This window comes from Cytobacillus pseudoceanisediminis (genome assembly GCF_023516215.1).
Classification (GTDB): Bacteria; Bacillota; Bacilli; order Bacillales; family Cytobacillaceae; genus Cytobacillus; species Cytobacillus pseudoceanisediminis.
In genome coordinates this window covers 4,241,867-4,255,739 of the sequence record NZ_CP097349.1, presented here as the reverse complement: position 1 = coordinate 4,255,739, position 13,873 = coordinate 4,241,867, and the positions used below count along the sequence as shown (strand labels likewise).

Below are 13,873 nucleotides of genomic sequence, written 5' to 3'. Positions count from 1 at the left end.
AATGACCTATAAAAGAAATTATACAGAGCGAATGTAAATTGTATGTAAAGATTGGATGAAAAGTAATGTTTTGTAAATTTACAAAGGAACGTAAAGTAGGCTGTTTTAATATATTGGTTAAATCCGAGGCTTTATTTTATAAGAACGGGGAAGAACATGACCAATTTTCACTATTTCACCGGGACCATTACGCAGATCTCCGATTTTAACGGAGACGGCTGCCATAAAATCATTTCCGTTGATAATGGAATGGGGGAACTGCCAATTTCATTGTATCCTCCTCCACTTACGTTTTAGATCAATCCATGCTTTCAGCAGGTGACATCATTACCGGGTATTATGACGGCAATGCTCCTATTCCGCTGATATATCCTCCTCAATACCGTGCGCTAGTGGTCGTAAAACATACTTCTCACCAAAATGTGAAAACTGACTATTTTAATAGCCAGCTAGTCAGCAGTGATGGCCAGCTGCAATTAAATGTTTCTCCGTACACCCAGATGGTGCTGACAAATGGGCAGGCCTTTACCGGCAGTCCCGCAAACAGAGACCTAGTTGTAATCTATGGTCCGTCTACCAAAAGCATCCCTGCCCAGACTACACCTTATAAGATCATTGTTTTGTGTTTATCCTCTACATGAACAGGAGTGCCCGGGATGGGCACTCCTTTTTTCAGGCTAACACTTACTCATCATCCACTTCGTCGTCACCAATTTCATCCTCTTCTTCCACATCTTCAACCTGTTCGTCTTCCTCAGGCTTTTCATCGTTTCCGCAGCCCGTTAACGTTACGAATGATAGAGATAGAAAAAGCATCAATAAGAGTTTTTTCATTTTTATAACCTCCTTTCGCTTAGTTTTTCAAAAAGGCAAACCTTATATGTACTGTTAATAATTTACAAACCTTCCTCACCTTTGAATATTTGCAGCTGGATAGGAAAACACTTGTATAAAGCTGAACTATGCAAGCTTACTTTTTACATTAAAGGATGTGCCATAGATGGATTTTTTACAGAGTCAGCACTCACTTTCTGCTATGGAGTGGGGACTCAGGGCTGTCATCGCTTATTTCTTCTTAGTCATTGTCGTCAGAGTGCTGGGGCAGCGTGCTATTTCCCAATTAAGGCTCCTTGACTTAGTAATGGCTTTTGTCATAGGCAACATTATTGCCCATCCCTTATCAGATGAGGAGCTTGGACTAAAGGGTTCAATTGTTACAACCATTGTACTCGTGGTCCTTTACCTTATCAGTTTATTCAGTATCCTGAAATGGCCAGCAGTCAGAAGACTGGTAAACAGCAAGCCCATCATCATTGTGCAGAGTGGCGAAATCATATACAAAGGCTTAAACAAAGCAAGGATTTCTATTGATGTGCTGCTGGAGGAACTTCGGGAGAAAAAGTAGAAGATGTAAAAAAGGTAGCGCTGGCTCTATGGGAAGCAAGCGGGAGAATTTCCTTCTTTTTAGATCCCAAATACGAACCCATTACACCTGCTTTCCTGCAAAGAAATGCAGAACCATTCGATATGCCTATAACCATTATTAAGGAAGGTAAAGTGGATAAAAAAGAGCTGCAAAACATGCAAAAGGATGAAAGATGGCTAATCGCCCATTTAGAACGTTTCTATCAGACAGAAATTAATAATGTTCTGTTAGCTACCTTAGACAGCAAAGGAACCTTGAAGGTATTTTTATATCATTAATTTGGCTAAAAGGAGTGATGACAGTGCTTTCTAAAGAGCTGACGGTTTCTGAAATCTCAAATATTTGGTCATCGTATTTAAAAAACAGCATGGAGCTGCAATTTTTTACTTATTTTTTTCAAACTGCAGAGGATCGGAAAATTAAAAAGATTGCTGGAAGACTGCTGCATCAATCCGAGAAAAACCTTAAGCAGCTCCAGGATTTTTTCAGTAAAGAGAATCTCTCCGTTCCCCGCGGCTTCACTGAAAAGGATGTAAGGATCAATGGGCAGAAATTATTTTCAGATCATTTCATTTTATTTTTTTGCCATGATATCACCCAGCTTTCATTGAGCACATATCCAAGCGCCCTATCAGAAAGCACCCGTAAAGATATTCGGAATTATTTTGAGATTACTCTTAAATTCACGTTAAAAATACAGAATGAAATTGTTGATTTGATGTTATCTAAAGGCATTTACCAAGAGCATCCGCAATTAAAGATGGAGGATCGGATCGACTTTGCCCGCAGCCTTAAATACCTCAATGGGTTCAAGGGCGGTTCCAGACCGCTGAATGCTCCTGAAATAGCGAATATATCGAGAATTATTCACAGAGCCCAATTCTCGAAAATGATCTTTGTTACCTTCAGTACTATTGCTGAAAGCAATGAAATGAAAGACCATTTCAGCAAAGGAAGGGATTTGATTGAGAAAGTGTTATCTTCCCTCCGAGACATTATGGAAAATGAACATATTCCGCTGTCCTCATCGGGAGATTATCAAATTTTTGACGTGGACACCCCTCCATTTTCCGAGAAGATCATGCTGTTTTTTGTAAATACTTGTCTCGGCATCTTCTGCTTCACCATGATCAGCCAGGCACTGACCTCCAGCCTAAGATCCGATATTGTCATAAAGCTGCTGAGCATTTCCAAAGACATGTCCCTCTTTTACGGAAAAGGCCTGCTGATTGCCATAAAGCAAAAATGGCTTGAACAGCCGCCACAGCCAGCAGGGAGACAGGTATAAGAGTTTTCACCATTCTGTCACATTTTTTACCAATCACCCTGCCTTTTCCACTCTTTCATTTCGATTATCAGAGATGAAAGGGCGGTGCAAAGATATGAATCTTAAATCAGGAAGTGTGGACCAATTTGGACAGTTTTCTCAATTTAAAGATCTGCAGGAATTTAATGCCCATCTGGAAATGTGGCTTGCTGTACATAAGAATGAGTTTTCGAAGGGAGAACTTGTTGGGCTGAAACGGCTTGTTCGTTTTGCCGCGAAGGTTCCCGGTGTTTCCAATGCCAAGATCGGGACCGTTTTAAAAGCCATTCATGCGGAATACTGCGGCAATGGCATTTCCCGCTCCACTTTTAAAAGAATGACAGCCAAGGCCGCAAGCCTCGGTCTCTTTACCGTTCATGAAACGGAAAGAAAAAACGGATCCCAGTCCAGCAATTTGTATGTATTTAATCGTTTTCCCAAGTGTGAACCACCAAAAAAGAAAAAATGGACCACCCTAATAAAACTATCAATCTTTCTAAAACTAATAAAAATCAAAAGAATACTAATCGTTCCAAAACCGGACTTGATTACACCTTTACCAGTGATCGTGTTCCAAAAGCATTTGTAGAACTTGCACGTTACTTTATTCCGGAAGCAATGCAGATTGAAGAGTTCTGGAGAATGACAGCCATAGCCGCTTACAAGCACAATTGTGAACAAAATTTGAACGTGGTGCTGGACACAGCTATCCATGCTTTTAAACAGCTGATCCGGAAAATGAAAACCTGTACAATCGCCCGTCCTATCGCGTATTTCTATGGAATTTTAACAAGAAAATTTGAAGAGCAGTACTACGAAGAATTATTCGAAATGGGCTTTTCTGCGCGTGAAGAGGATTTTTTCGCGGAATTTTTTTATAAAAAATAAAAAAACTTCGTTACTGCCCGTAACTTTCAAGTTAGACCCCCTAAGTCCGGACTTAGACCCCCTAACTCCCGAGTTAAGGGGTCTTAACTGGCAATTTACGGCTTTTACCCAATTCGCAAAAAAATGATGAAAAAGCTATGTTTGAGCTACCCGGGAATACAAGAGAGCGCGCTTTCCTGAAGGGAATCCAGCATGGAGAGCTTTGAGCAAGTGGCAGCACAATATGAACCGATGATTCACCAGATTATTCGATCTTTGAGCATTTATAAAAACCAGGAAGAGTATTTTCAAATCGCCCTTATCCGGCTTTGGGAGGCGTGGAATCTATTTGATCATACACAGGGAAAGTTTCTGACATTCGCCTATACCATCGTTAAACAGAAACTGATTGATGAATTGAGAAAAACCAGGATGCAGAAAAACAGCACTGTCACCCGGAGTGAAGAATTCTGGTCTTCAGCGGAATCTTCCTATATACACCAGCCACTTGAAGAAGAGCAGCTGCTTTCATACTGCAGCAGCCTCACCAAAAATCAGACCATCTGGGTTCTATCGGCTTTCCTCTATGATTTGACAGTCAATCAGATCGCCGAACAGCATGGAGTAACGGCTTCAGCGGTAAAAGCCTGGAAAAAAGGCGCCCTCACAAAACTTAGGACCACACTTCAGCTAGATTAATAAGAAAAGCGGATGCGCCAACGCAGACTAAGAACGCCACGTCCTGTGGCAACGCCTGCATGACCTCCATCCTGGGGGCCAGGCCTCCTCAAGGGGTAGGCCACTCCTCCTAAAAGCTGACGCTTTTAATCATGCGGTGATTAGACTGTCGTTGCTTTCCTTGTGGAGCTAGACAGTTATCGGCATCAAAATTTTAGGCTTTCTGATTTGTTAAAAAATTTTTTCCGCACCCTGTCTTTTTACATCCTTCATTTCGATTATAAAGGTGAAAGGGAGGTGAGCAGGAATGGCACAGGCAATCATCATTGATTCAAAGCTTCGCCTGGTTTTTGAAACAGGATTGAACGGACAGGGCAAGCCTGTCTACAAATCAAAAACCTACAACAGTGTGAAGCAATCCGCTACAGCGGACCAGCTTTTCACAGTGGGACAGGCAATCGCTGGATTATCAAGCTATCCGCTGACTGAGCTGAGCAGAAATGACAGCTTCGATATTTTAGGCTAATTCTTATTGAAAATAACCAATTCGGGAGGTGTGAAAGGGAATGGCGAAGACACTTGAAATGACGTTTGAAACGGAGCTGGGCAAGGAAACCAAATTATCGGTTGACAGCCCAAAGGAGCCGATTGATCCGGCAGCTGTGAAGGCAGTGATGGAACAGATCATTGCAGTGAACGCATTTGACGGAAATGGCGGTGACCTTGTTTCTGCCAAAGGCGCTAGATTAATAGAACGCAATGTAACAGATTATGAATTAGTGTAAGGGAATAAGGCCGGATTCTTTGGAACCCGGCCTTTTTTATAGCTTGTAAAAAAGAAAGGAGCATGCATGATGGAACAGATGGTCACATTGATCAGCGAACTCGGCTTCCCGATTGTGGTCACGCTTTTTCTGCTGAACCGGATCGAAGCCAAGCTCGATGTAGTCGTGTCCTCAATCCAGGGATTGCCGGATAGGCTGAAAGAATAGAAAAGCGGAAGCGCCTGCCCCCCTGACACCTCATAGGGCTGGGCGCTCCTCCTAGTAGCTGAATCGTGCGGTGTTTAGACTGCTGATGCTTTCCCAGTGAAGCTAGACAGGATTCTAATACTCATTTTAAAAAGGCGGGACTCCATAGTAAGGAGCCCTATTCTTTCATAACCGGAATCCAGATTTCACTGCGGAATGTAGGCGAAGCGGTATCTTTGCTTTCATTCCAGAGGATTTCCGGCCCATCTATTTGCTGATAAGATGATGAAGGGAACCATTCTGAGTAAATCCGTCCCCAGACATTCTGAAGCGTTTCCGGAAACGGACCCACTGCTTCAAATACCGCCCATGAACAGGCCGGAACCTCAAGAGATGCCATCCCCTCCGGGCATTCCTTTGCAGTGGCAGCTCCGATATAATGGTCCAGTTCACCCTTTTCTTCCATTCTGCCTTCAGAAAAATTGGCTGAAGCACTGATCAGGCCAAATGGCTCTGTATCCGATACACTCTTGAGCCTAAGAATCATTTTTTCATCTAAGCTCTCCCACATGGCTGCAATCTCCGGATTCACACCGTTAAAAATAATCGGCACCCGCTTTTTTAAGCCTACAATCCGAAAGGCATCTTTTTCTTCTATACGATAGTTCATTTCATTTCCTCCCTTAATAGATAAATGGAAGGTCATCGGCGGATAAGCCTTGAGAGCGTGGCCATTGCTCCTGGCTTCTGAAGGAGTGATGCCATGAAGCTGCTGGAATGCCCTCGTAAACGAATCAGGCGAGCTATACACATATTTGAATGCTACATCAATGACCCTGGCATTCTTATCCTTCAAATCGAAGGCCGCCAATGTCAGCCGTCTCCTGCGGATATACTCCGAAAGCGTTACACCTGCAAGAAAGGAAAACATTCGTTTAAAATGGTATTCTGAGCAAAACGCAATCTTTGCTAGTTCTTTGAAGTCGATTTCATCCGTTAAATGTTCTTCAATATACCTCATCGCCCGATTCATATTTTGCAGCAAATCCATTTCAATGACCTCCTCTTATCTACAGAATATCAGGAGCTGCAGGGTGCGGCCCGACAATCCATGCACAAGAATGCAGGGTTGCGTTACTCATTTTTATATTTCTTTTTCAATGTGTCAGAGAAAATTGCGCCGCCCAGCATTAAGAATAAAGGACCGAAATTCCAGAAAAACGATCCGCGAATAGGGATCTCTAATTCAGTAAAATGATTAAGGCCTAAAATGCTTAGTTTAATGATTAGCATAGCGGATCCTATCAGAAATAAACAATCAAAAAATACTTTCAATCTTGGATACGCTAATTGCCTGCTGTCCTTTATCACTTTCTCCGTCAATTCCTCATCACTCCTTAATAATTCATCAATCGTAACCCCAAACAGATCACTCAGTTTAATAATAATTTCAATGCTGGGATAGTTCTGCCCATTTTCCCATTTGGAAACAGACTGACGGCTCACAAACAGCTTTTCAGCCAGATCCTCCTGTGACCATCCTTTCTCTTTCCTCTCCTTTTTAAGCTTCTCGGCAAAAATCATATTCACAATCACCTTTCTGCAAATCGATACTCCCATTATGGTGAATTTTTTGGCCAAAAGTAAAGACAGGAATGGTTGCCGGGGGCCGCACGCATAGGTTGCAGAGGCTTTAAAACTGGTTTTTCATCATATAAAAAAGAACCTTCAACCCGCATTTAGGGTCAAAGGTTCTATCTGGTTAAGATCAGTTATAGGCCAGCTCTTTTTGATTTTCTGCTTCGCTCAGTCCCAGCACTTGCGCCGTTGATTCATGAATTTCACGGAACAGCTCAGGGTTCTCGGATAGTGACATGCCGTAGGACGGAATCATTTTCTTGATTTTAAAATGCCACTCTTCCATATACTGCGGGAAGCATTTTTGCAATACTTCAAGCATGACGTTAACGGCAGTTGAAGCACCCGGGGAAGCTCCGAGCAAGGCAGCAACCGAGCCATCTGAGGCACTGACTACCTCGGTGCCGAATTGCAGGGTTCCTTTTCCGGCAGGCGTATCCTTGATAACCTGCACACGCTGGCCTGCGACCACGACACTCCAGTCTTCACTCTGTGCATTAGGGATAAACTCGCGCAATTCTTCGACGCGCTGTTCATGGGATAGCATGACCTGCTGAATCAGATATTTTGTCAGCCCCATTTCTTTTGCACCAGCTGCCAGCATGGTGATGACATTATTCGGTTTAACAGACTTGATCAGGTCCATATTGGAGCCTGTCTTTAAGAACTTTGGCGAGAAGCCGGCAAATGGCCCGAACAGCAGGGATTTCTTGTTATCAATAAACCTTGTATCCAGATGCGGCACGGACATTGGAGGTGCACCTACTTTGGCTTTTCCGTACACTTTTGCATGATGCTTCTCGACAATTTCCGGTTTGTTGCAGACGAGGAACAGTCCGCTTACCGGGAATCCGCCTATATGCTTGGATTCAGGGATGCCCGTCTTCTGAAGCAGATGCAGACTTCCGCCGCCTCCGCCGATAAATACGAACTTCGCCTGATGGTTTTCGGTTGTGCCGCTTTCCATATTTCGCACTTTTACATTCCATGATCCATCGCCAGCACGCTTCAAATCCTCTACGCTGTGCTGATAATGGACATTGACATTTTTACTCTTTAAATGGTCAAACAGCATGCGTGTTAACGCACCGAAGTTGACATCCGTTCCAGAGTCGATTTTGGTGGCTGCGATTGGTTCGTCCGAAGTGCGGCCATCCATCATCACCGGAATCCATTCCTTCAGCTTTTCAGGGTCATCGGAAAATTCCATGCCCTGAAACAGCGGATTAGCTGACAGCGCTTCCAATCGTTTTTTCAAAAACGATACATTTTTTCCCCCTGAACAAAGCTCATATGAGGGATTGGCATAATAAAGTCCTGCGGATTGCGAATCAGGTTGTTTTCTACAAGATAAGCCCAAAACTGTCTGGATAGCTGAAATTGTTCATTTACATTAATCGCTTTAGTGATATCTATTGATCCATCAGATTTTTCAGATGTATAGTTAAGCTCGCACAATGCAGCATGTCCCGTCCCTGCATTATTCCATTCGTTAGAGCTTTCTTCTCCTGCGCTAGCGAGCTTCTCAAACACTTTGATCTCCCACTCAGGTGCTAACTCTTTCAGTAAAGACCCCAAAGTCGCGCTCATGATTCCGGCACCAATTAAGATAACGTCTGTTTTGTTCTGTACGCTGCTCATTTTAAACCTTCCTTATCCCAGATATTTGCCAAAAACTGCAGGCGCTCTGCTCAGGTGTCACCACTCGAAAGGCATCACCCAAGGACACACCTTTTCCGTCACACAAAATACACATTCTATTCTATTATAATGATTGATCGGGTAAGATAGCTAGTATTATCTGATAATTATATACTATTTTAGACAAATTAGAAAGCGGCGCGGGGGTTTTCGGAAGCAAAACAGCAGACAAAACGGTTCCAGTATTGGAAGGTTTGTCTGCTGTTTGGTAAATTTATGTCTTTTTTAAGATATCCTGCACTTCATCCAGGCAGGGAAGACCGGTCATAGCACCTTTCCTTGTGACGGCCAGGCCCCTGACACATTTGCGAAGCGAATCATGAAGGCCATCTCGTCATGCGAATGCTCCTCTAAAGCTTTAGGAGATTCATTTATGCAATAAAGGAGACCGGAAACGAATGCATCTCCGGCACCGGTGGTATCCACCACCTTGTATAGCAATGCAGGAACTTTTCCAATCTCATCTTTATAACGGAAGATGCAGCCGTCACTGCCCAGCGTAACGATTGTCAGCTGATTCTCAGGAAGCCGGGATATTCCTTCTTCCATATCATTGCATCCAGTTAAAAAGGTGAGTTCTTCTTCCGAAATTTTTAGAATATCGGCATAGGGGAGAGTCGCCATAATTTCTGCTTTTGCCCTTTCCTCGGAACCCCACAATCCTAAGCGGAGATTTGGGTCATAGGAAATAAGCATATTCATTTCCCTGGCCCTCTTCACTGCTTGAAGGGCTGCAGTCCTCGATGGCTCATGAATCAGTGAGATTGAGCCAAAGTGAAAAATCTTATATTCTTCAAAAATGGACCAGTCAATCTCATCTTTATTCAGGAAACTGTCTGCACTTGGGTTAATATAGAAACTAAAATCCCGCTCACCAGAGGGCTCTAACGTCACAAACGTAATACCTGTCCGCGCTTCATCCGTCAGTTTCATATATTGTGTATGGACCCCGTACCCCTTCAAGGTATCCTTGAGAAAGCGACCGAGCACATCGTCTCCGACTTTTCCAATGAAGGCGGCCTTCCCTCCAAGCTTCGACACTCCTACCGAAACATTAGCCGGTGCCCCGCCCGGAGCCTTTTGATAGGTAGAATTATCAGAATCCAGGGGAATAAAATCAATCAGAGCTTCCCCTAAACATAGAACCCCTTTCATAGTACACCTCATTTAAAAAAGTTATTTATTCTCAAGATTCCACATGGATACCGAAAAGCCTGCATCCCCGCTAAAGAAAATCGTTTCATCCTCCGGATCAGGAAAATATCGTAGTGTGAAGACTTCCTCTCCGCCATTTATGAAAATTTCCAGTGAAGACTGGTCCATAAATACATGCAGTTTTGATAGACTTGAAATTTTGCAGGTTCTTGACTCCTGCATTCCTGTTTTTACATTTCTTCTTTGCAGCTGGATTTCCTTTTGATCCGGATTATAAGTAAGAGAAGCCTCATTCCGGAAATCAATTTTGAACATTCCCCTTACATTCTTCAAGGATTCCAGCATCAGTTCGGCCGTTTTCCCACTTAATCCGTCCAGTTGCAGGCTTTCTCCATTAATCTCTATATTTTGGAGCTCCATCTTATCTTTGCGAAGCTTTTTTAATTCCTTTACAGGCTTCTGGAAGAGCCTCCCGTTTATCATTTCAAGCACTCTTGGCATGGTCAATGCGTGGATCCAGCGATAAGGAACAGTTGGCTGGCTGGATTCGTCTTCATCTGTCATGCCCATCCATCCATAAAGAATCCGCCTCCCGGAATCGTCTTTAAACGTTTGCGGTGCATAAAAATCAAAGCCGCGATCCAGCTCAACAAAGGAACCATGTTTAAATATCGCTTTTTCGTAATCAAGCTTTCCGGCAAAATACCCTGATTGAAAAAGGTTATGGTATTCAAACCCGCTCGGCTCAAGCCCCTGCGGTGAAACAAGCAAAATCTCCTGTCCATCTAATTCAAATAGATCGGGACATTCCCACATATAGCCGAAGTCTTCTAGACCATTCATCGATGCGCCGGCAATCTTGCCTTGTTCCTCCCAATGGTATAAATCCTTCGAAGCAAACAGGACAGCCGCACCCTCCTGATTGGGCGTCTGAGCTCCAACTACCATATAGAAATGCCCATCCTTTTCCCAGACCTTCGGATCGCGGAAATGAGCGGTATACCTTTCCGGCAGCTCCAGGACAGGACCTTTTTTGGCAAAATGGATGCCATCTTCTGATACGGCAAGACATTGATAAGTCTCACGCCTGCCATCCTCCGTCTTCACATTTCCTGTATAAAAGAGATAAAGCTTTCCCTCATACTCTATCGCACTTCCGGAATAGCAGCCATTCCGGTCATACCACTGATCCGGAGCCAGCGCGACTGGCTCTTCCTTCCAATGGACGAGATCCCTGGAAGTGTAATGCCCCCAATACTTGGCACCATGTGCAGTATCAAACGGATTCCATTGATAAAAGACATGATAAACACCATTGAATTGGATTAAGCCATTGGGATCATTCAGCAAGCCGACAGGCGGCATAAGATGATACTTCAACCGGTAAGGATCCTGCTGAACCAAATGCCTATTTCTCTCTGCTTCTTCGCTGGCCTTCTTGAAAAAATCGATTTCAGTCATATTAGAACATCCTTGCTGTTGAAATTTCTGTTACTGTCCCTGTTCCACTTCTTTCCTTGCCTTATCCGAGTAGCCAAACATCCAAGTCAGGGCAAAGGCCACTGCAATGGCAATCACATTGACTAGGATGTACTGCAGAACCTGGCCATTTAAGTAAAGAAGGGTGCCTGGAATAACGGTAACTGCCATTCCTGTCGCTTTCAGCTGAAGCAGAGAGGCAGCGAACCCGCCGGCAGCTCCGCCAATCAGTCCCATGACAAACGGCTTGCCGTACCGCAGATTGACACCGAACAACGCCGGCTCGGTTATTCCCAAAAATGCGGATAAAGCAGACGGGAAAGCCAAAGCCTTTAATTTGGCTGATTGTGTTTTTAAAGCGACTGCTAAAGTTGCACCCCCTGGGCTGCAACGGCACATGTAACAATTGCGTTGTAAGGGTTGCTTTTATACTGAGCCAATAGCTGAATCTCCAGCATATTGAAAATATGATGAACACCAGTGATAACGATAAGCTGATTAAGACCACCGATAAGAATGCCGCTGATCCCGAACGGCCATGAGAGCACAGTCGTAGTAACATCCAGGATGCCTTGCTCCACCATATGAAACAACGGCCCAATGACCAGAAGCGATAATCCAATCATGATCAGAAGGGTTAAGAACGGGGTAATAATTAGATCCAATGCATCCGGCACCCGTTTTCGAATGACCCTCTCCAATTTTGCCCCGATAATCCCGGCAATAAAGGCTGGAAGGACAGAAGCCTGGTAGCCAACAACCGGAATGAATCCAAAAAGTAAATCGGCTCAACATTACCGCCTGCCACATCCCACGCATTTGGCAGGGAAGGACTCACAAGCATCAACCCTAGGATTAAACCAATGATTGGAGTCCCGCCAAACACTCTAAAGGTTGACCAGGCAACAAGAGCCGGCAGGAAGATAAATGCCGTATCCGTCAGTACCTGCGTAAATAAAATGAAATTTTCCGACACATCCGATGCCGTCATGCCGAATAAAGCGAGAATTTCCTCCTGCATCACCAGTCCGCGCAATCCCATAAAGAGTCCTGTCGCGACAAGGACTGGAATGATCGGCACAAACACGTCCCCGAATTTCCGGATCGCCCTCTGGAAAGCAGAACCGCTTTTAACCGCTTCTTTTTTCTGCTCTGATGCTGACATAGATTCAATGTCCAGGCCGGATACTTCTTCATAGACTTTATTAACTGTTCCCGTGCCAAAAATAATCTGATATTGACCTGAATTGAAGAAAGCCCCTTTTACTTTATTGATGCTTTCAACCTTTTCCTGATCAATTTTTTCCTTATCATTCACTATGATCCGCAGCCTGGTCGCACAGTGGGCTACTGAGTGAACATTCTCACTGCCCCCGACAGCGTCAATTAGTTCTTCCGCAATTTCACGATACTCAGACATCCTCTTCACCCCTATTTTCATATGTTTGTGGAATCGATTCCACATTGGATAAAAAAATAACCATTTAAATTGGACGTTCTGTGTGGAATCGATTCCATAAAAGCAAAAATAAAAGTGTAATCGATTATCTTCCTTATGAAACCGATTACACATCTATTATATACTTTCTCTTTCTACAAGTCTATATCTAATTTTTCTGGTTATTTCCTGCCCGTGCTCCCCCTTAACCTTTTGAAGGATTAATAAGGCTGCCTCCCGGCCTGCATCTTCAAAGGAAAAATCGATGGTTGTTAAGCCTGGTGTAATATATTTAGAAAGCTCCGACCCACCCATTCCGGCAATCGCTACATCACCAGGAACGGAGAATCCATTTTGCCTGAGATACTGCAAAGCGCCAATTGCCAGACGATCTGTCACAGCAAGAACAGCTTGAGGTTTATTTTCGGCAGATTCCATGATACTCTTCATGCACTCAGCGCCTGAGTCTATATCGAAAATCCCCTTTTGCAGCCAGCTTTCTTCAACCGGAACCTCATGCTCCTTCATTGCATCCAGGTATCCTTTTTTCCGGAGGTAACCCACCGCACGGTCAGCTTCATCCACACCAATAAAAGCAATTTTTTTATATCCCTTCTTGATTAGGAGGCCAACCATGTCCCTCGCAGCCTGATATTCATCAAAAATCACATTCGTCAATTCTTCCGCATGCTGACCCACCATAATAAAAGGGATTTTCAGCTGACGGATCTCCTGAATCAATTCAGGCTGCACATTTGTAGCCGACAGAATCATGCCGTCCACATTCCTGCTTTTGAGGAGCCGTATATATTCTATCTCTTTTTCAGCATGAAGATTAGTATTAGCAAGGAGAATCTGATAGCCTTCCCTGGCCAATACGTCGTCAATTCCATTAACCAGACGGCTGGACGTTTCGGTGCTGATTTTCGGCAGAATAACCCCAATAACCTTTGTTTTTTTCGTGCGGAGTGACTTCGCATGGGCACTTGGGACATAACCGGTCTCCTCAATTACGTGCAGGACCCTTTTCCTTGCATCCTCACTCACATAACCGGAATCATTTAATACCCTCGAAACAGTCGTCCGAGAAACATTCGCCCTTTCTGCAATTTCCTTTATGGTAATCATCTAAATCCTCCCGGGCCAAAATAGTCTATTATCATTTTACACAAATGAAGGGAAAAGGAAATAGCTTGGTGAGGCAGGACGAGTAT

Annotated in this window: 13 protein-coding genes and 4 pseudogenes; 9 read left to right on the top strand and 8 right to left on the bottom strand. The window is 43.9% G+C overall.

Going from position 1 to position 13,873, the window contains the following annotated elements:
- Positions 1-156: 156 nt before the first annotated feature.
- Positions 157-641: pseudogene (locus tag M5V91_RS22950) on the top strand (hypothetical protein).
- Positions 642-684: 43 nt separating this feature from the next.
- Here the strand turns inward: M5V91_RS22950 and M5V91_RS22945 are convergent.
- Positions 685-834, bottom strand: coding sequence for a hypothetical protein (locus tag M5V91_RS22945; protein ID WP_284521512.1), 150 nt, complete (start codon positions 832-834; stop codon positions 685-687).
- A gap of 166 nt (positions 835-1,000) precedes the next feature.
- Here M5V91_RS22945 and M5V91_RS30670 point away from each other — a divergent pair.
- From M5V91_RS30670 to M5V91_RS22900, 8 genes and pseudogenes are all read left to right on the top strand, one after another.
- Positions 1,001-1,704: pseudogene (locus tag M5V91_RS30670) on the top strand (DUF421 domain-containing protein).
- Between the two features lie 17 nt (positions 1,705-1,721).
- Complete coding sequence (locus M5V91_RS22930; protein WP_071158204.1) at positions 1,722-2,714, top strand: DUF3231 family protein; 993 nt, start codon at positions 1,722-1,724, stop codon at positions 2,712-2,714.
- A gap of 94 nt (positions 2,715-2,808) precedes the next feature.
- Positions 2,809-3,321 carry a hypothetical protein gene (locus tag M5V91_RS22925; protein ID WP_284521510.1) on the top strand — a complete coding sequence of 171 codons (513 nt, stop codon included), beginning with the start codon at positions 2,809-2,811 and terminating at the stop codon, positions 3,319-3,321.
- 53 nt (positions 3,322-3,374) lie between these two features.
- A complete protein-coding gene (locus M5V91_RS22920; RefSeq protein ID WP_284521509.1) occupies positions 3,375-3,620 on the top strand; it encodes a hypothetical protein in 246 nt (81 codons plus the stop codon).
- A 192-nt stretch (positions 3,621-3,812) separates the two neighbouring features.
- Complete coding sequence (locus tag M5V91_RS22915) at positions 3,813-4,298, top strand: sigma-70 family RNA polymerase sigma factor (protein WP_251174347.1); 486 nt, start codon at positions 3,813-3,815, stop codon at positions 4,296-4,298.
- A gap of 286 nt (positions 4,299-4,584) precedes the next feature.
- Positions 4,585-4,803 carry a DUF1659 domain-containing protein gene (locus tag M5V91_RS22910; RefSeq protein WP_251174348.1) on the top strand — a complete coding sequence of 73 codons (219 nt, stop codon included), beginning with the start codon at positions 4,585-4,587 and terminating at the stop codon, positions 4,801-4,803.
- A gap of 40 nt (positions 4,804-4,843) precedes the next feature.
- Entirely contained in the window at positions 4,844-5,062 is a 219-nt protein-coding gene (locus tag M5V91_RS22905) for a DUF2922 domain-containing protein (protein ID WP_009332391.1), read from the top strand.
- 69 nt (positions 5,063-5,131) lie between these two features.
- Positions 5,132-5,269: a YvrJ family protein gene (locus M5V91_RS22900; protein ID WP_019380521.1), complete on the top strand. Its 138-nt coding sequence runs from the start codon at positions 5,132-5,134 to the stop codon at positions 5,267-5,269.
- Positions 5,270-5,426: 157 nt separating this feature from the next.
- Here the strand turns inward: M5V91_RS22900 and M5V91_RS22895 are convergent, their stop codons facing one another.
- The 7 genes and pseudogenes from M5V91_RS22895 to M5V91_RS22865 form a co-directional block, all read right to left on the bottom strand.
- The gene (locus tag M5V91_RS22895; RefSeq protein ID WP_217026031.1) at positions 5,427-6,299 is read right to left on the bottom strand and encodes an AraC family transcriptional regulator; all 873 of its coding nucleotides are present in this window, start codon (positions 6,297-6,299) and stop codon (positions 5,427-5,429) included.
- An 83-nt stretch (positions 6,300-6,382) separates the two neighbouring features.
- The gene (locus tag M5V91_RS22890) at positions 6,383-6,832 is read right to left on the bottom strand and encodes a helix-turn-helix domain-containing protein (protein ID WP_009332393.1); all 450 of its coding nucleotides are present in this window, start codon (positions 6,830-6,832) and stop codon (positions 6,383-6,385) included.
- A 184-nt stretch (positions 6,833-7,016) separates the two neighbouring features.
- Positions 7,017-8,476 (bottom strand): annotated as a pseudogene (gene mqo / locus M5V91_RS22885) (malate dehydrogenase (quinone)).
- 375 nt (positions 8,477-8,851) lie between these two features.
- On the bottom strand, positions 8,852-9,742 hold the full coding sequence (locus M5V91_RS22880) for a carbohydrate kinase family protein (RefSeq protein WP_500797312.1): 891 nt from the start codon (positions 9,740-9,742) through the stop codon (positions 8,852-8,854).
- A gap of 21 nt (positions 9,743-9,763) precedes the next feature.
- Positions 9,764-11,203: a glycoside hydrolase family 32 protein gene (locus M5V91_RS22875; RefSeq protein ID WP_217026033.1), complete on the bottom strand. Its 1,440-nt coding sequence runs from the start codon at positions 11,201-11,203 to the stop codon at positions 9,764-9,766.
- Positions 11,204-11,233: 30 nt separating this feature from the next.
- A pseudogene (locus M5V91_RS22870) lies at positions 11,234-12,641 on the bottom strand (sucrose-specific PTS transporter subunit IIBC).
- Positions 12,642-12,797: 156 nt separating this feature from the next.
- Positions 12,798-13,787: a LacI family DNA-binding transcriptional regulator gene (locus M5V91_RS22865; RefSeq protein ID WP_009332398.1), complete on the bottom strand. Its 990-nt coding sequence runs from the start codon at positions 13,785-13,787 to the stop codon at positions 12,798-12,800.
- Positions 13,788-13,873 lie beyond the last annotated feature (86 nt).